Source organism: Iodobacter fluviatilis, assembly GCF_900451195.1.
Lineage (GTDB): Bacteria > Pseudomonadota > Gammaproteobacteria > Burkholderiales > Chitinibacteraceae > Iodobacter > Iodobacter fluviatilis.
In genome coordinates this window covers 2,807,531-2,825,370 of the sequence record NZ_UGHR01000001.1, presented here as the reverse complement: position 1 = coordinate 2,825,370, position 17,840 = coordinate 2,807,531, and the positions used below count along the sequence as shown (strand labels likewise).

Annotated in this window: 14 protein-coding genes; 10 read left to right on the top strand and 4 right to left on the bottom strand. The window is 47.8% G+C overall.

Going from position 1 to position 17,840, the window contains the following annotated elements:
- Positions 1 to 62: 62 nt before the first annotated feature.
- The 5 genes from kdpB (at position 63) to DYD62_RS13030 (ending at position 9,109) form a co-directional block, all read left to right on the top strand.
- Positions 63 to 2,213 carry a potassium-transporting ATPase subunit KdpB gene (gene kdpB / locus DYD62_RS13055; protein ID WP_115227741.1) on the top strand — a complete coding sequence of 717 codons (2,151 nt, stop codon included), beginning with the start codon at positions 63 to 65 and terminating at the stop codon, positions 2,211 to 2,213.
- A 392-nt stretch (positions 2,214 to 2,605) separates the two neighbouring features.
- Positions 2,606 to 3,190, top strand: a complete 585-nt coding sequence (gene kdpC / locus DYD62_RS13045; protein WP_115227739.1) for a potassium-transporting ATPase subunit KdpC — start codon at positions 2,606 to 2,608, stop codon at positions 3,188 to 3,190.
- Between the two features lie 416 nt (positions 3,191 to 3,606).
- Positions 3,607 to 6,285 carry a DUF4118 domain-containing protein gene (locus DYD62_RS13040; RefSeq protein ID WP_115227738.1) on the top strand — a complete coding sequence of 893 codons (2,679 nt, stop codon included), beginning with the start codon at positions 3,607 to 3,609 and terminating at the stop codon, positions 6,283 to 6,285.
- Between the two features lie 293 nt (positions 6,286 to 6,578).
- Positions 6,579 to 7,268, top strand: a complete 690-nt coding sequence (locus DYD62_RS13035) for a response regulator (protein WP_115227737.1) — start codon at positions 6,579 to 6,581, stop codon at positions 7,266 to 7,268.
- A 110-nt stretch (positions 7,269 to 7,378) separates the two neighbouring features.
- Positions 7,379 to 9,109 carry a hypothetical protein gene (locus DYD62_RS13030; RefSeq protein WP_132038743.1) on the top strand — a complete coding sequence of 577 codons (1,731 nt, stop codon included), beginning with the start codon at positions 7,379 to 7,381 and terminating at the stop codon, positions 9,107 to 9,109.
- A gap of 39 nt (positions 9,110 to 9,148) precedes the next feature.
- Here the strand turns inward: DYD62_RS13030 and DYD62_RS13025 are convergent, their stop codons facing one another.
- Positions 9,149 to 9,598, bottom strand: coding sequence for a YaiI/YqxD family protein (locus tag DYD62_RS13025; protein WP_115227735.1), 450 nt, complete (start codon positions 9,596 to 9,598; stop codon positions 9,149 to 9,151).
- A 200-nt stretch (positions 9,599 to 9,798) separates the two neighbouring features.
- Between DYD62_RS13025 and DYD62_RS13020 the strand changes: the two genes are divergently transcribed.
- The 5 genes from DYD62_RS13020 to DYD62_RS13000 all read left to right on the top strand — a co-directional run bounded on the left by DYD62_RS13020 (position 9,799) and on the right by DYD62_RS13000 (position 14,207).
- Positions 9,799 to 11,088, top strand: a complete 1,290-nt coding sequence (locus DYD62_RS13020) for a DUF445 domain-containing protein (RefSeq protein ID WP_165928781.1) — start codon at positions 9,799 to 9,801, stop codon at positions 11,086 to 11,088.
- Between the two features lie 278 nt (positions 11,089 to 11,366).
- Positions 11,367 to 11,951, top strand: coding sequence for a hypothetical protein (locus DYD62_RS13015; protein ID WP_115227733.1), 585 nt, complete (start codon positions 11,367 to 11,369; stop codon positions 11,949 to 11,951).
- A 51-nt stretch (positions 11,952 to 12,002) separates the two neighbouring features.
- Positions 12,003 to 12,542, top strand: a complete 540-nt coding sequence (locus tag DYD62_RS13010) for a GNAT family N-acetyltransferase (RefSeq protein WP_207916780.1) — start codon at positions 12,003 to 12,005, stop codon at positions 12,540 to 12,542.
- 69 nt (positions 12,543 to 12,611) lie between these two features.
- On the top strand, positions 12,612 to 13,082 hold the full coding sequence (locus DYD62_RS13005; protein WP_132038745.1) for a hypothetical protein: 471 nt from the start codon (positions 12,612 to 12,614) through the stop codon (positions 13,080 to 13,082).
- 432 nt (positions 13,083 to 13,514) lie between these two features.
- On the top strand, positions 13,515 to 14,207 hold the full coding sequence (locus tag DYD62_RS13000) for an FG-GAP repeat protein (protein WP_115227730.1): 693 nt from the start codon (positions 13,515 to 13,517) through the stop codon (positions 14,205 to 14,207).
- 141 nt (positions 14,208 to 14,348) lie between these two features.
- On the opposite strand, the gene DYD62_RS12995 is transcribed toward DYD62_RS13000, so the two are convergent.
- The 3 genes from DYD62_RS12995 to DYD62_RS12985 all read right to left on the bottom strand — a co-directional run bounded on the left by DYD62_RS12995 (position 14,349) and on the right by DYD62_RS12985 (position 17,627).
- Complete coding sequence (locus DYD62_RS12995) at positions 14,349 to 14,966, bottom strand: hypothetical protein (protein ID WP_115227729.1); 618 nt, start codon at positions 14,964 to 14,966, stop codon at positions 14,349 to 14,351.
- 179 nt (positions 14,967 to 15,145) lie between these two features.
- A complete protein-coding gene (locus DYD62_RS12990; RefSeq protein ID WP_115227728.1) occupies positions 15,146 to 16,312 on the bottom strand; it encodes an AGE family epimerase/isomerase in 1,167 nt (388 codons plus the stop codon).
- The gene (locus tag DYD62_RS12985) at positions 16,299 to 17,627 is read right to left on the bottom strand and encodes a glycoside hydrolase family 125 protein (RefSeq protein ID WP_115227727.1); all 1,329 of its coding nucleotides are present in this window, start codon (positions 17,625 to 17,627) and stop codon (positions 16,299 to 16,301) included. Before DYD62_RS12985 ends, DYD62_RS12990 begins: the two co-directional genes overlap by 14 nt.
- Between the last annotated feature and the right edge of the window lie 213 nt (positions 17,628 to 17,840).

Sequence of the window (17,840 nt, the reverse complement as noted above, 5' to 3'; positions counted from 1 at the left end):
GTGGTTTTTTCCGCCCGGTAAATTTGCAATCAAACCATTGCAACTCCTTTTGGTAAAAAGCGATGAATACTACTGACGTGAATCGTACAAAGCCCGCCGCAGTGCCTGTTGCTGCTGCCGCAGTGGCTGCGCACTCTGTACCTGCTGCCGCAGGCAAAAAACTTTCTTTGCTCGACCCGCAGCTGATTGGGCCAGCGGTGGTCGATTCATTTAAAAAGCTGGCACCTAAAACCCAGCTTAAAAACCCAGTGATGTTTGTGGTGTATGTGGGCAGTATTTTAAGCACCTTGCTGCTGATTCAGGCCCTTGCCGGCCACGGCGAAGCGGCGCTGAGCTTTATTGCCGGTATTACTGCATGGCTGTGGTTTACCGTGTTGTTTGCTAACTTTGCTGAAAGCCTGGCAGAGGGGCGCAGCAAGGCGCAGGCTGCATCTTTACGTAATACCAAGAAAAACGTCATTGCTAAAAAGCTGACTGGTCCTGGTCGAAAATTTGGCAAATCGATTGCCGACAGTGCCAGCCTGCGTAAAGGTGATTACATTCTGGTGGAAGCCGGTGATGTGGTGCCTGCGGACGGCGAAGTGATCGAAGGCGTGGCATCGGTGGATGAATCGGCCATTACCGGTGAATCTGCACCGGTGATTCGTGAATCAGGCGGCGACTTTACAGCAGTAACTGGCGGTACGCGGGTGTTGTCTGATTGGATTGTGATGCGCGTCAGTGTCAATCCGGGTGAAGCCTTTTTGGACCGTATGATTGCCATGGTAGAAGGCGCAAAACGCCAGAAAACACCGAATGAAATCGCGTTAACGATTTTGCTGGTGGCCTTAACCATCGTGTTTATGGTGGTGACGGTGACGCTGCTGCCTTTCTCTATGTTTAGCGCAGAAGCAAGCAAAGCAGGCTCGCCGATTACCATTACTGCCTTGATTGCCTTACTGGTGTGTTTGATCCCAACCACCATTGGCGCGCTTTTATCAGCCATTGGTGTGGCAGGTATGAGCCGTATGATGCAGGCCAATGTGATTGCTACATCGGGCCGCGCAGTAGAAGCAGCAGGGGATGTGGATGTATTGATGCTGGATAAAACCGGCACGATCACACTGGGTAACCGTCAGGCATCGGCTTTTGTACCTGCTCCTGGCGTGACAATGGAAGAGCTGGCAGATGCCGCACAATTGGCATCTCTTGCTGATGAAACCCCGGAAGGGCGCAGTATTGTGGTCTTGGCTAAGCAGAAATTTAATTTGCGTGAACGCCAGCTTTTAAGCCACGCAGTAGAGTTTGTTGCGTTTACTGCGCAAACCCGGATGAGTGGTGTGAATTACGATGAGCGCCTGATCCGTAAGGGGGCGATCGACGCGATTAAAAAGCATGTTGCATCTATGGGCGGTGTGTTCCCTGATGCAGTAGGCAAGATTGCAGACGACATTGCCCGCCGTGGTTCTACACCTTTATTAGTAAGTGATGGCCCTAAAGTAATGGGCGTGATCGAGCTAAAAGACATCGTGAAAGGCGGCATTAAAGAGCGTTTTGCCGAGCTGCGTCAGATGGGGATTAAAACCATTATGATCACCGGTGACAATCCGCTGACGGCTGCAGCCATTGCGGCCGAAGCCGGTGTGGATGATTTCCTAGCTGAAGCGACACCAGAAGCCAAGCTGGCATTGATTCGCCAGTACCAGGCCGAAGGCAAGTTGGTCGCGATGACGGGTGACGGTACCAATGATGCACCGGCTCTGGCGCAGGCGGATGTGGCGGTGGCGATGAATACCGGTACGCAAGCGGCTAAAGAAGCGGGCAATATGGTGGACTTGGATTCCAATCCAACCAAATTGATTGAGATTGTAGAAATCGGCAAGCAAATGCTGATGACACGCGGCTCCTTAACCACCTTTAGTATTGCCAACGATGTGGCGAAATATTTTGCCATTATTCCGGCCGCTTTTGTATCGACTTATCCGCAATTGGGTGCATTAAATGTAATGGGATTAAATAGCCCTGATTCGGCGGTGATGTCGGCGGTGATTTTTAATGCCTTAATTATTGTATTTCTGATTCCGTTGGCATTAAAAGGCGTGAAATACCGCGCTCAGGCTGCCGCGCAATTACTGCGTAATAATTTATTGATTTACGGTTTGGGTGGCTTATTAGTGCCTTTTGCCGGAATTAAAATCATTGATATGGCTTTAGGTGCAATGGGCTTAGTTTAAGTGGTGCGTCATCCGGCCGGTGCCGGATGATTTGGAGGGCACGCGTATGGATATGATTGGAAACTTATTGCTGATTATTTTCATGCTGCTGTTGGCGTATGCGGTGAGGTGCTGCAGTCTTTGGTTTTGGCGGCGCTCGCCCACGCTTAAGGAGTATCTGGCAAAGCATGCCACTTGCAAAGGGGAAGGAGAGGTGGGCTGCTATCGCTGCGGCGCATTTTACCCTTTGACCAGTGATCATTTGTACGCCGTGCGCTCTAAAACGATGTGCAGCTGCTGCAAAACCGTACTGTGGCGCAGCGAAATTTGATGTGGTGCGCCATTGCTCGCCACTTATGGATAGATTTACCTCTTGAAGCAAGCCTTAAGGCAAGCGCAACGAAGGATTTAAAATGAATGCTCAATTAAGACCCGCTCTGGTCATTTTTGCTCTACTTTCTGCCATCACTGGTCTTGCTTACCCTTTGCTAGTGACTGGTGTATCTCAAGCGACCATGCCGGATCAGGCCAATGGTAGCCTAGTGCAATTGCAGGGTAAGGCCGTAGGTTCCAGCCTGATCGGGCAGAATTTCAGCGAGCCACAATACTTCTGGGGCCGACCGTCAGCAACAGGGCCGATGGGCTACAACGCGGGCGGATCAAGCGGCTCAAACCTTGGCCCGACTAATCCTGCGTTTCTGGATGCGGTAAAAGGGCGGGTAGAGGCCTTGAAAAAAGCCCACCCTAATCAAGCTGGAGCAATTCCTGTTGATCTGGTTACCGCCTCTGGTAGTGGCTTAGATCCACATATCAGCATCGCTGCCGCCCAATATCAATTAGAGCGTGTGTCGGTAGCGCGTAAGCTATCAAGCGATAAAGTGAGTAAACTGCTAGTAGAAAACACAGAAGGCCGTCAGTTTGGTGTATTTGGCGAGGCTAGAGTCAATGTGTTAAAGCTCAATATCGCGCTGGATGAGCAATATCCATTGGCGAAATAGTCAAACTGCTTGCTTAGGGCGCAACCGCCTTGGCATTGCGCCGGATAAATCTCCCCATCTGGCATCATCATTATCTACACAAGTTGATATGTACGTTCCCCCTTTTGAAAAGGGGGGCTAGGGGGGATTTAGCATTGGAATTTCATCTGATTTCATGCCAATTCAACATCCAACCCCCCTTTTTCAAAGGGGGAGGTGTGGCACGGAATTGATAGTAAGTAGTTGGGTAGATACTGATGCTCTGGCGTATTGCACTTCGCGTCGAATACGCCTTTTGATGATATGAAAGATGAGTAGGCAGAGGGGAATGTATTCTCTCTTTTGGTTTTCTCCATGGTCGCTGTGTTCTCCCCTGTCCTGCGTGTCTACACAGAACTTCGATTTTTAACCCCCAACCCTTAGCCACAAGCCTATCAATGACCGATACCCGACCCGATCCCGATTCCCTGCTCGATAAAATCAAACGAAGCGATGAGCAAGCTGCCCGCGGGCGTTTGAAGGTTTTTTTTGGTGCCTGTGCGGGTGTGGGTAAGACTTACGCCATGCTGGCCGCCGGCCATGTGCAGCAGCGTTTGGGCGTGGATGTTCTTGTTGGCGTGGTGGAAACACACGGCCGTAGCGAAACAGCCTCACAGCTGATCGGTTTAAAAGTATTACCCCCTGCAAAAATAGAGCATCGCGGGCAAACTCTGCCCGAATTTGATCTTGATGCAGCACTGGCTATTAAACCGCCGCTGATTTTAATCGACGAGCTGGCGCATTCTAATGTGGCCGGATCCCGCCACCCTAAGCGCTGGCAGGATGTGGAAGAGCTGCTGGCTGCAGGGATAGATGTTTACACCTCGCTGAATGTGCAGCATTTAGAGCGCTTAAATGATGTAGTAGGGCAGATCACCGGCATTGTGGTGCGCGAAACACTGCCGGATCATGTGTTTGATGCGGCCGATGAAGTGACCCTTGTCGATTTGCCGCCTGATGAATTATTGCTGCGCCTCGCAGAGGGCAAGGTTTACCGGCCGGAGCAGGCCACGCGGGCCAGTCAGAATTTCTTTCGCAAAGGCAATTTGCTGGCATTGCGTGAGCTGGCGCTGCGCCGCACGGCTGATCGGGTGGATGCGCAGATGCGTGCTTACCGCGCGGATCAGTCTATTCATCCCGTGTGGAAAGCACACGAGCGTTTATTGATCAGCATTGGCCCGTATTCAGGCGGGGACAAGCTGATTCGCAGCGCATGCAGGCTGGCCGCCAGCTTGCATGCTGATTGCCTGGTGGTTTATGTAGAGACGCCGGAGCTGCAGCGCCAGGGCGATGCAACGCGTAATCAGGTATTAAAAACACTGAAACTTGCACAGGAGTTAGGTGCGGAAACCAGCGTACTGGCGGGAGTGGATTTGGTGGATACCCTGCTGGCCTTTGCGCGTAGCCGTAATGTATCCAAAATGGTGGTGGGCAAATCGCAGCGCAGTACATGGTCGAGGCTTTGGCGGCGGCCTTTATCCGAGCTGCTGATTGATAAGGCCAGCGATGTCGATGTTTATGTGGTGGCGCATGATCTAAGCGATGCACTGCCCAGCGATGCAAAACCCAATAGCCTGCTGTTTGACGAAGCAACGCCCAAATTCCAGCGCCATGGCTATTTTGCCGCGCTGGGCGCAGCCGCCTTAACTACGCTGCTGACAGCAGGCTTGCTGCATTTTTTTGATTTAGCCAATGTGGTGATGTTGTATTTGCTGGCGGTGGTGCTGGTGTCGGTGCGTTATGGGCGCGGTGCGGGTGCTGTGACGTCTTTATTATCGGTGGCCGCATTTGATTTCTTTTTTGTTGCACCGCGCATGTCCTTTACGGTGTCAGATACCCAGTATTTACTGACGTTTGCTGTGATGTTATCGGTGGCGCTGATTATTAGTCATCTGACTTCCAGATTACGCTTTGAAGCCAATGTGGCCACCTACCGCGAGCGCCGCACGCGGGCCTTGTACGAGCTAGGACGCGAGCTGTCTGGCGCGCTGACCGCTACCCAGATTGTAGAAATGAGCGTGCGCCATCTGGATGGGCTTTTTCAATCACAAACGCTGCTGTTTATCCCAGATAGCGAAGAAAAAGTGCGTGCTTCGCACGAGCATGCCAGTGCCGATTTAGGTATTGCCCAGTGGGTTTATGATTATCAGCAGCCTGCGGGCCTTGGCACGCATACGCTGCCTGCCGCGCCGCTGCTCTATATTCCTTTGAAAGCCCCGATGCGTACCCGAGGCGTGCTGGCGGTTTTACCTGGCGACAGCCAGCTTGTGTTTTTACCTGAGCAACAGCGCTTATTAGAAAGCGCCGCCAGCCAGATTGCGCTAGCCTTGGAGCGCGTGCATTACGTAGAGGTTGCTCAAGATGCCATTGTGGTCATGGAATCAGAGCGCTTGCGTAATGGCGTATTGTCTGCAGTCTCGCATGATTTACGTACGCCGCTGACCACGCTTGTTGGTCTTGCCAGCCTGCTGGATAAAGATGAAACCCCTGCAGAATTGCGGCATGTTTCGCAAAGCTTGCAAAAAGAAGCGATGCGCATGAATCATATGGTCAGTAATCTATTAGACATGGCCAAGCTGCAATCGGGGGTAAAGCCGAATAAAGAATGGCAGCTATTCGAGGAGTCTGTAGGCGGCGCGGTGAGGGTGGCAGGGGCCAGCCTTACGGCTCACAGTATTCAGGTTGATCTGCCTAGCGATTTTCCCTTGCTTGAGTATGACGCCGTGTTGATGGAGCGTGTTTTGGTTAATTTACTGGAAAACGCTGCCAAATATACCCCTGCTGGCAGTAGCATAACGATCTCAGCAAAAAAAGACGGTGATATGGCACGAATAGCCGTCAGCGATAACGGCCCCGGCTTACCAGAGGGCACGCGCTTATTTGATAAATTTACCCGTGGTACAACCGAATCCGGTGCGCCCGGCGTGGGGCTGGGCCTTGCAATATGCCGCAGCATTATTCATGCCCACGGCGGACAAATCAGCGCCCGAAACCTAGACCCTCATGGTGCAGAGTTTGAATTCACCCTGCCATTGGGTACACCGCCTGTATTTGAAAGCGTGGATTTAATACCCTAGCGTCTGTAGATGCAGATAACACAGAGATTTAAGGCAGAACACAGAGAAACCATGAGCTCGCTTTTATAGGTTGTACAACGACGCAGTCGCTGCGCACCTGGCATTAAAATTCCCCCTAGCCCAAATGCCGTTTACTTAAGCCGTTTTGCTTGAGTTCCCTCCTTTTACAAAGGGGGAGGCTAAGGTCAAAACCGCTTAAGTGAACGGCATTACCCCTTGCCCCCTTTTTGCAAAATGGGGATGCGCTGTATTTTCGATTATTTTGTATTCACCATTTATAAGAATAGGCCAGCATGTCAGATATCCCTATTACCGTTGTCATCATCGAAGACGAAAAGCCGATACGGCATTTTTTGTCTGAATCCTTGCTGGATGTGGGCATGCAGGTGTTTACGGCGGAAACCGGTAAGCAGGGCTTGATTGAGGTTGCCACCCGTAAGCCTGATCTCATTATCTTAGATTTAGGCCTGCCCGATATGGATGGTGTAACGGTGATCGAGCGCCTGCGCGAATGGTGCGAGCTGCCCGTATTAGTGCTCTCTGCCCGCACGCAAGAAACAGAAAAAGTAAGGGCGCTGGATGCCGGAGCCGACGATTTCTTGACCAAACCCTTTGGTGTGCCTGAGTGCTTGGCGCGAATTCGCGTTTTGCTACGCCGCCATACGCGCGGGCAGGGCGCACAGCAGTCTATCGAGTTTGGCCAGATTAAAATCGACCTAGTAAATCGTCAGGTTTATAAAAGTGACGTGCCGGTGCATCTTACGCCTATTGAATATCGCTTACTCACTACCCTGACACGCTTCCCCGGCAAAGTGCTTACGCATCGCGAGCTGCTCAAAGCCGTATGGGGGCCATCGCACTCGGAAAGCAGCCAGTATCTGCGCGTATATATGGGCCATTTGCGGCAAAAGCTGGAAACCGACCCCGCTTTGCCACAGCATATCGTTACCGAAACCGGCGTGGGCTATCGCTTGATCAGTTAGAAAGACGTTTGTAGGTAGTTATAGGCAGTGTGGCTAAGGGCGTTAAGTGCAATAATTTTGGCTTGCGAAAGCTGCAAGAAAAATTACTTTCAATTATTTTGGATTAAATTGTGCTTAGTTCTTCCTTACGTGGTAAGTGTTCTGCCTGTGCTTCGATGTTTGTTTTGTTGGAATACGAATGTTTTTTGTTTGATAACCGTATTGATCTTGTCTGGGAGCGTCTTGGAAGCGCGCAGGGGGATTTAAGTGTTCAGTTTGAAAATAGCTCACTCAGAGACGCCCTTGATTGGTTGGTTCGGCACGGGGATACGGATGAGCCCCTAATTAAGCTGGCGCTTGATGTGCTGCTGGATGAAACCACGCCTGAAAATGCACTCTATCTTGAGAAGTTCTTAAGCCTTAATCCGGTACTGATCGGCAAGAAAATTCAGCAATTGATGTTAGATCTTCTGATAAAGCATCAATTTTTGAATGATGAAAACGCGGCTCTGGCCAAGCCGCATTTAGAGCAGGCAGGCTCTCTTTCGCATGAGCATTATTTGCTGAAGGATGTGCTTAACTGGCTGGTTGCGGAGGGGTATTCCAGTGCATCCCAGGTGCAAAATGCGATTGATACTTTGCTGGCCGAATATGCGTTTGATGCAGATACATTATTGCGAATGCGCCCGATTGATCCTGAGCGCGTTAATCCCACTTTGCACCCCTTGCTTAGCCAGCGATATCTTCAGCAGTTGCAGGAATTGGGTTTTCTCGCTCATGCACAATATCAAAATCTGCAAGCCCACTTTGATGAAGGCGTATTGCCGGAGTATGACGATACATCCATCAATGGCCTCTTAGATTATTTAATAGCCAGCCATTACATTCAGCAGCAAGAGGCGGAGCAAAGAAAAACCTATTTGTTTAGTGGGCAAGTTGAAACAAGTCTGCTGACAGAATCATTTATTCATGCTTTAAAAGCGCTGGATTTAGATCGCACGACCTCGATGTTGCAGGTGCGTCTGGAGCAAAATAAGGCTTCGGATAAAAGAATAGTTCGGTGGGGCTGTGCCGCACTGGTTCTTTTTATCGTGGGTGTGATTGGATTTAAGGGATTAAAGCAGCAACCTGTAACGGAGCCGCTACCTGCAACGACACTATTGTGCAATGCGGAGAACGTTGAAAGTAGTGTCTCTGTGACACTTTATCAAATTGAGGCCAAAAATAATCTTTTCCGCCCTTCTGCAAATAAGAATAAGGAGCAGCAAAGGTCTCATATTCATCCAGCCGAAGAAATTGGATACGATAAGCTGAGCCGATCTCGTGCCTGTCGTGTTGTTTTTGAAAGTGAGGGTGAAAAAATAGCTCTTGGTTATTTGATTGCTCCTGAGAAAGAGAAAGAGAAAACCGAGTCATTTAGTCTTACGTTTAAGCCCGTTGACTATCTCAATGTTCGTTTTGGGCCTAAAGCACTTGATCCGGCGCTGAGCGGGCCTTTGAGTGGCGAAGTTTTAAATCAGGCGGTGCGGGATGGCTTGAAGTCTATTGATGCTGCAATGGATAATAAATTGGCACGGGGCTTGAAAGATAAAACTTCACGAGTTGATGGCTTATGGGGTGTTCTGCCTGATGGAAAATGTACTTCATCTGCAAAAGAGCAGCTAAGTTGCCCAGTATTGATTGATTACACCGATTCGTTACTTTCTGCTTTGGGTGGTTCGGCAGAGGTGCAGTTTAAAGCAACGATCGATTTGAAACAGGTGGGGGATAAGTGGGTGGTGGGGGATGACTTCATATCGCAGTTTATGAAGCCTTTGGCGCTTGCCCGTGCTAAAAAAATGGTGGCTGGTAAAGGCTTTTAAGATAAAAGCGGAGAGGGCTTGCCTCTCTCTGCTTTTTGGCTAACGCTGTGCTTTATTGAGCAAACTATCAAGCGCCCGCGCAAAGTTTTGCCGGTCTGCCGTGCTCATTGCACTCGGGCCGCCGGTGTCGATGCCGCTGGCGCGTAAGGTATCCATAAAGTCACGCATATTCAGGCGCTCGCCGATATTCTCTTTACTTAAACGCTCTCCGCGTGAATCCAGTACCAATCCGCCTTTGGCGATCACATCCGATGCAAGCGGAATATCCGAGGTGATAATCAAATCCCCTGCTGTGCATAGCTCGACAATTCGCCGGTCGGCAACATCAAAGCCTTGCTCCACTACCAGCGACTTTAAAAAAGGTGAATTAGGCGTTTGAATATACTGATTAGCCACAAAAGTGCAGACGATTTTGCAGCGTTCGGCAGCGCGAAACAAAATCTCTTTAATCACCTTGGGGCAGGCATCGGCATCAACCCAGATTTGCATGGCTTAAACTCGTGTATTACATAGAAGCGGCAAATTATAGCGCGAGTGTTGATGCATCCAAACCTAAGTTTTTAATCACGGAGGGCGCGGCGAATACGGCGTTTCACGCAGAAAAACGAATGTTGATTGTTAATAGAGGAAATAACATCCGGCGATAGACAGTGATACCCTTATCCCATGATTCAATTCCGATTATGCCAATGACCTCATCTAATCATCTTTACCAGGCCATAGAAAGTGCCGAAATCGCGCTTAAACGCCAAAAATTAAAGCAAGCCAAGCTCTTGCCACTGGCATTATTGCTATTCTTTGCCGTGGTGTTTGTGATGGCTACGATATATAAATCACGCTATCCGGCGCTGGCCTATATTACGGCGTTTGCAGAGGCGGCCATGGTGGGGGCTTTGGCGGATTGGTTTGCCGTGGTGGCGTTATTTCGCCGCCCCTTAGGTTTGCCGATTCCACACACTGCCATTGTGCCTAGGAATAAACTCCGCATTGCCGATAGCATGGGCAGCTTTATTCAAAGTAATTTTTTATCGCCAGAGCGCATTGTTGGCAAAATTCGCGAATTTAACCCCGCGCTTAAAATGGCCGCATGGCTTACACAAAACGCGCGGCCTTTTTCTAATTTATTAATCAGAGTGCTGAGCTATAGCCTTCATTCACTGCATGACGGACGATTACTGGCTTTTTTAAAAAGCACTTTAATTACCGAATTACAGCGCATCGATATCAGCCAGTTTAGCGGCCATATTTTAGAATCGCTCACGCAAAATGGCCGCCACCACCATGTATTAAGCGAAGTATTGCACGAATTACAAAAAATACTTGGCCGCACCGAAACACAAGAAGCAATGGCCCATGTGGCCGCAGAGGAAATCTCATTTCTAAAATATATGGTGCTGGATAAAGTAGCAGGTAAATACCTTGCCGAAAAAATGCTTGGCGCGGTGCAAAAAGAATTAAAAGCCATGCAAGATAATCCAGACCATCATTTGCGCCTGCAATTTGATTGCTATATTGCGGATTTTGTCGATAAATTAAAGCACGATCAGCAATTCAAACAAAGAGGCGAAAAGCTTAAGAATGAATTGCTTGCCCATCCGGCGGTAGGTGAATATATCGAAACACTGTGGGCGCAATTACTGCGCTGGTTGCATAGTGATTTGCACCGGGTGGATTCCACCATCCGTGCCAATATCATGTTATTGGCTGCTGATATGGGTAAAAAACTCAATGAAAATACCGAAATGCAAGAATGGATCAACACCCAATGCGAACGCGCCATTCCGCCCATTGTTGAAGAATACCGCGAAACAATCGGTATCTTTATCTCTGACCAAGTCAAAACATGGGACGAGCAATATATGGTGGAGCGCATCGAATTAAATATCGGCACCGACCTGCAATTTATTCGTGTGAGCGGGACGTTGGTGGGGGGATTGGTGGGTTTGTTGATCTATGTGGTGGCGGGGTGGTTGGGGTAGAAAGTATGTGGTGAGAGAAAAAATATCCGTACGCAGTTGACATACGGTTGCTTGGTCTTTAGGCTGCAAAGTCTTACACGAATCTTGATGTATGGTGCTTCTGGCAATCGTGACGCTGAATTTTTGTGTTTGCTTCGCTGGTCGTAATTTATTTCATATATTGGACACGGATAAAGCGTGGTTTTTATTAGCGTTATGATATTGGTATGAATAAATATACATTTTAGAATGCGTATGTTTATAGTTTGGAATTATTTAAATATATCTGAGGTATTGTCGTGGAAGTAATTCAAAAAAAGGGTTCAAATAAGCATACATTTTTGTTTAAGGATGATGCGATCAACTTTGCATATAAAGATAAAAATGGTTCAGGTGATGTGGACTTATATTATGCAGATATACCTAAAAAGTCGAGTATTCGTATTGAACAAAATGACTGGCTTAAAAACGTGGGTTGTTTATGGCTGATATTAGGTGTATTTCAGGCAGGGTTTGCTATATATGCAGGCTACTTTACCATCGCTAAAGCCCTCTGGGTTTTTTTGGGCGCCATGTGTCTTGCTTGGTTTTATTTTACAAAGATTAAATATACTGTTTTTCATGCAGAAAAAGGCAGCTTGTTTATTGTCCAGACAGATAGTCATGACAGAATAATAGAAGAAATTATGGCCAGAAAAAACAAGCAACTATTAGCTTGGTATGGAAATATTGATTTTGATAATGAGCCTGAAAGAGAAAAATCAAAATTCAAATGGTTGTGTGATCAGGGTGTAATAACAAATGAAGTTTTGGAGATGAAAATTGCACAAATTGAGTTATACCGGCTAACGGACAGTACAAATAGCACTCGTGTCTTAAACTAAATACGTATGCGGTTACTTGAAGGCAGCCTGAGCTGATTAAATGAACAGCCCTTGCTAGTTCCTTTTATTGACTTTTGTTTGCTACTTGGCTTTAACATTGCCCCTAAGCTGGGAGCTGGAACCAAATTGATGAATCATGTAAGGATGGCTACGCCAACGGATAGTAATCGGATAGCTGAACTCTACGCACAGTTGGTTGAGAATCCGGCAGTTAATGTTCTGCCCGAATGCATTGCGAAGATTTCAGCTGACCCAAATACCTGCCTTTTTGTCTTTGAGCACAATGGATTGGTGGAAGGAACAGCATTGGTATGTCTTTGTACTGATGTTATGTTTGGTTTTCAGCCTTTCGCAGTCGTTGAAAATATTGTTGTCAGTCAAATATACAGAGGCCGTGGTTTAGGGGCTGCTTTGTTGCAGCATATTGAAGGATTTTGTTTAAGCAGAGATTGTTCAAAGATCATGCTTCTAAGCTCCGCACAAAGAACTGATGCTCACCGTTTTTTTGAGCGAGCGGGTTTTGCGGGTTCTTCAAAACAGGGGTTCGTTAAGTACAGAAGTAATTTTGAGAGTAAGCATGCCAGTGCCTGATCCTTTTTTAAAAGGCCGCCTGTTTGCAAGGCCATTTAGCCCCCATCATTAACGATCGCGGTAAAAATTATGGATTTGAAGTTTGTATGGATGGCAGTTTTGTTTTTAGCCTCTGCTGCAGCATCAGCTGAAACCTACAATACAGAGGAAAATCCTCTTTTTATAAAGCTGCCGGCAAGAATAGAGAAAGCCTTGTATGGCTCTAAAGAGAATGCAGAGTTTTTTAAAGATTCCGGGTGCAAAGTTGTTGGTGTAGCTATTGGGCTTAAAGATTCGCAAAAGAAAGATGCTTATGTGGTAGCAACCCGTGACGGTTGTGGATGGGGATCGGCTGGTGGCTCTGTTTGGATTGTTCAGGATACTGGTTCTGCCCCCGGTATCGTCCTTGATGGATTTGGGGTTTCAATCACGCTGAATGACAAGATTAAGAATGGATTTCGTACGATCAGTACATTAGAAGGAAATGCAGGCTCATGTTCAAAAAGCTTTTATGAGCATAGCGGTAAAGGATATTCATTAGTAAAAGGTAAGGGCTGTTAATTGCTTGGAAAATTCCGTAATTCCTTGAAAGGATTAAGCTGCTGCTGTACTTATTATTCAGCTATTAGGCATTTTCAACGAAAACCATAAATGAGCTGTTTGTACAATTGCAGGTACTTGGGGCAAACAATATAGCGTGTATGGGCGGTTTATACTATGTCGTAGATATGTACTTGGAATGCTTGATGCAGTGATGTGAACTTACTTTTGCTAATGTGCTGAAAATGGCCAGAGGCAGTGCGGAATTCATTTCAGAATATGGCGAGTGGGCCGCTTGTTTGTCTTTCTAGGCGAATGTTATGTTTAGTCGGTACACATCTGACTTGAGTGCATATCGCAGTATGTTGTGTTAAATATTGTCTTATTGTTTAAATAAGCAGATGCATTAAAGTATTTTACTTACTTTCTGGGCCGTAAATTTCAGGTAATTAAATGAAACAGTTAATTCAAATCCAATATGCCTTTGCATTGATGGCTGGTTTTTCTGCAACCTCAGCACAGGCAGCAAGCTTTCTTATTTCTGATGTAGCGAATGAATACACAATAAAAGTCATTGCCGAATGTAATAGTGAACAATGCGAAGGGCCCGCTGAAATTCGTATTACAAAAAAGAATGGTGCCTTGGTCCAAACCCTTAAAACACCTGATCTTGCTGTTTATTTAAATACAAACGGAAAGTTGCCAGCTAATAATACTGTGCTTTATGGCGATCAAAGCGCGGTGGTGGCTGATGATTTTAATTTTGATGGCTCCACAGATATTGCAATCAGAAATGGTAACAATAGCGCATATGGTGGCCCTTCCTATGACGTTTATGTTTATAACATAAGTAAACGGAAGTTTGTTTTAAGCGATGAGTTGACAGAATTAGCCACTACAAAGCTAGGCATGTTTTCAGTTGATAAAGCCCGCAAGCGGCTTATTACTTTTGAGAAAAGTGGGTGCTGCTGGCACCAGACCACGCATTACGCGGTATCTCCTGGGCGGGGGCTTTACGTTGTTTATTCGCTGGTTGAGGCGACTACTTCCGATGGCAAGAATGTGGAAGTGACTACTTCGTCACTTGTTGGGAAAAAGATGAAATCAAAAACGAAACTCTACCCCGTAAATTCTTATTATAAATGAAAACTTTTTGGCTCGATTTAGGTACTAGGTATATTATTCTTATTGTATGGGCTACAAAAAAATAATTCTGCTCGGTATATCTGGTGTGTTGCATGCAATGATTGCGTTCTACGGCTTTTAATATCGAATATGATGGGTGTTTTAGTTTGAAAGCATAGCGTTAGTCCAAAGTGCATATTTTGGATTTTTGCTTTTTTGTATATCTAGGTATTCAATTTCTGTTTGTGTATGGAACTGATCTGCAAGTAGATTACTCGCGACGTCTGCTTGTTCAGCTTGTGAATGTGCAGGTTCAATATGCAATATGTACCCTGTTAAATCAGGTCTGTATATATTTTTTGATTCAGCCAGTTTTATGATAAAGGCTGCTGACTCATTGTCGCTCTCTGCTCTCCAGTAGCGGAAAAATAGCAGGCAATTGAATGGTGTTTTTCGGGTTTGAGTGCCATTTTTTCTATTGGGAAAGTGCTCTTTAATAATAAGAGTGCGTAACGAAATGTCTATCGTCACACTTCGCTCCCCTATGCTTCTCCATGAATCGAGGGTGATTCCTAGATAAATGCATGCAGCAATGATTTTCGGAATAATCCAATGGACTGCATTGTTCCAAATCATAAGTGGTATGATGATAATACCTGCCCAAATGATTGTGACTGCAACTGCACCATAAAAAATATCAGCAATAAATCTACTTTTGGTATGGGTGTGTTTTTCTAAAGTAGCAATGTTGTCGTGTAATAGGTCTTGTGCAATAGACATTTAATACGTTTTCTCTGAATGATTTAATTGATAATTATATAGGGTGAGATAGCTTGCATTTCATTAGATGCTTAATAAAAAGAAGTTGGTTCGTCGTGGTGCTTGAAATGTAAGTTACCGATGGCACAATCACAGTTGCAATTGTGCTTTCGGTTTATTGGTATTTTAGTTCATATCCCTTAATCAACCACCCTCAAAACCTCATAACACGCGCCCATGGTGTGGTAGTCGGTTTTACCAGCGGGGGATTTGTGCTGGTCGATTTTCTGGTTGTCTGGGCTGAGGATGCGGTACCACGCGCCGTGTTGGTGGTCTACGAAGTGCTCCCAGCTGTAGGCCCAGATTTTATCGTAGGCTTGCCAGTATTTTTCATCCTTGGTTTGGTTCGCCAGCAGGGCAGCGGCGGCGAGGGATTCGGCTTGCACCCAGAAGTATTTATCCTGATCGTAAGGCTCGCCGTCTAAGTCGTAGCCGTAGATGAGCCCACCGTGCGCCTCATCCCAGCCAGATTCCATCGCCGCATCAAATAATTCCCGGGCGCGGGCCAGATGCCAGGGCTGCGGGTCGTGGCGGTCTAAAATCAGCAGCAGTTTGGCCCATTCGGTTTGGTGGCCGGTCTGGATGCCCCAAGGACGGAAGATGTTGGTCTTGTTGCCCCTGTTGTATTGCAAATTGGGCGTCCAATCGGTGCGGAAATGCTCCCAGATTGCGCCGCCAGTAAGGGCCGCCTGGCGCTGGGTAAAGTTGGCTGCCAGTAGTTTTGCACGGTCTAAATAGCGAATTTCGCCGGTGGCTTCAAAGGCAGCGAGCATGGCTTCGCAGCCGTGCATATTGTCGTTTTGGCCGCGATAATCATCCAGCACCCAATCTCTGCTGGCTTCGCTGGCGTATACGCCGTATTCGGGTAGCCAAAAGTGTTGCTCCATAGTGTCGTAAGTTTCATCCAACCATACTTTGGCTTCATCCATGCCACAGCGATAGGCGCAGGCGTAAGCCAGCATCACAAATGCGAGGCCGTAGCATTGATTGGTGGCATCCGTCACTTCGCCGTTTTTAACTTCCCATGCGTAGCCGCCGGTCTGCGGGTTGAAATGCACCTTGCGGATAAAATCGATGCCGTGTCTGACGCGTGCCTGATATTCTTTTTCACCAAACGCCTGCCACGCCATGGCGTTATTAAATACAAAGCGGGTGGACGAGACGAGGTGGCGGTTTTCCTTATCGTAAACGCGGCCGTCATCCATATAGTAATGATAAAAACCACCCGCCGGATCGACCGAAATCGGGTCGTAAAACGCCATGGTGTGGCGAATATGTTTAAGTAGAAATTCTCTAGTGCGAAACATGGCGATCCTTGGCAGAGAGTAAATGGGGGCGCTCTTGGGCGATTTTGCTGATCAGCTCACCCAGTAGGGTGTTGGCCCATGCAAACCAGCTGCGGGTAAATTGCTGTGGCTGATGGACGTGAAATGATTCGTGCATAAAGTAAGTTTCGGCGTGGCTATTTTTAAGCATGTGCAAGCAGTGGCTGATTTCCTTGTCCTGATCGCTGGTCATCGCGCGCATGATGATGGACATTGGCCAAATCATGGGTGCAAGGGTGTGCGGGCTGCCGTTGCCTTCAAACAGGTCCCCTTTAAAAAACCACGGGTTGTCTGTGGAGAGCGCAAAGCGGCGGGTGTTTTGATAGACCTCATCATTCCGCGCTACAGCCCCCAGATAGGGTAAGGACAATAGGCTAGGAATATTAGCATCGTCCATCAGTAGCGCACTGCCGTAGCCGTCTACTTCATAGGCGTAGATGGGGCCGTGTTTAGGATGTTGAACAATAGCGTGGGCTTGCAGCGCTGTGGCGACTTCATCGGCCAGAGCGGTGCATTCGGCGGCAAAGGCAGTCTCATAAAAGAGGTCGACCACCATGCTGGCAAGCTGGCGCAGGCTGATCACGGCAAAAAAGTTAGATGGCACTAAAAATGGTAAAACGGTGGCGTCATCCGATGGTCTGAACATCGAGGCGATCAGCCCCACCGGCCGGGCAGGATTGCCCCAGCCATCGCAAGCTAAGGTATCGGCTTGCCAGCTGCCGCTGCGGGTAAAGGAGTAAGGCCCGCGATTCTCTTTGCGCTGCTGTGCTTTCATGGTGGCAACAACCAGCTTCATGGCTGCCAGCCATTGAGCATCAAAAGGTTTACGGTCAGTGCTGCTTTGCCAATAACCATGTGCCAAGCGGATGGCGTAGCACAGCGAATCTAGCTCCCATTTGCGCTCGTGTAATTCGGGTAACATGGTGGTGCTATCCGATTGCCATTCGCTCTGGGCGGGGCCATCGTTAAAAGCATTGGCGTAAGGATCGATCAGGATGCAGGCGCTGTGGCGGCGGATCAGCCCAGCAATCATGTCGGCAAGCCTAGGGTCTTGCTGGATATGCGCTAAATAAGGCCAAACCTGCGCCGCGCTGTCCCGCAGCCACATGGCATGGATATCGCCGGTAATCACAAAGGTATCTGGCAAATTGTTTATTGTTTTAAACACCACGGTGGTGGCTAGGGTGTTGGGGTAGCACTGGCGGAATAAGCGCTCTAATGCGGGATCAGCGATGTGCTGGCTGATGTTTTCGATATGGTCGTTGACGGCGGTGCTATGGAAATTTTGTGGCTGCAAGGGATGGCTCGGCTATGGAAAGGTTTACGGTACTTGCCAGGGACTGCAAAAGTAGTCGGCGCGGGTATAGGTATTTATATCATTCAGGTGGCACTTCAGCGCTGTAGCATCCCCCTTGGTAAAAGGGGATGGAGGGGGGCTTTTTGCATTGGCGTGTGCTTTTTATATCAAAAGATGAAGTGCCCAATCCCCCTAGCCCCCCTTTTTCAAAGG